General features: G+C 32.2%; 1 protein-coding gene. It reads right to left on the bottom strand.

What is annotated here, in order from left to right:
• Positions 1 to 487: hypothetical protein (locus K9U41_RS23105; RefSeq protein ID WP_282643173.1), on the bottom strand; the 487-nt coding region annotated here is incomplete at both ends.

Raw genomic sequence — 487 nt, 5'->3', positions numbered from 1 at the left:
AACAAAGCCCCCGCAGCAGCAGCCATAACAGGTGCTACAATAAAGCCTAAAAGCCCACTACTTGCAAAAGCAGCAGCAATAACATCCGCAATTATTTCAGCAAACTTCATTTTAATTTTACTTCTTATAACATTGCCCAAACTTTTAACTGATAAATCTTGTGCCTGTGCTGATGTAGCAACATTTTGTAGCTCGCCAGCAAGTTTTTGCCTTTCTGCTTCTTGTTCTTGATTAATAAGTTCTAATTTTTTTTGTGTGTATCGCTCTTGTAATTGATTAAGCAAATTAAATTTTTCTTCTTCCGTTAAAATAGTGTTTTCATTTATTCTATCCCGCATTTTATTGTAATTATTTTCTAAATCAATTAGCTTTTTAGTTTTTTCATCAGCAAGCTCGTAGATTATGTCATTTTTTTCTTTTTCTTGTTCTAAATATCTTTCAGTTCTTTCAAGCTCAAGTTTTAATTCTTCTTCAAGCTGTTTTGTTC

This window comes from Xanthobacter autotrophicus (assembly GCF_029991245.1).
Taxonomy (GTDB): Bacteria; Pseudomonadota; Alphaproteobacteria; order Rhizobiales; family Xanthobacteraceae; genus Xanthobacter; species Xanthobacter autotrophicus_C.
The sequence above is the reverse complement of the archived record's forward strand: the minus strand, read 5'-3'. Positions and strand labels throughout refer to the sequence as shown.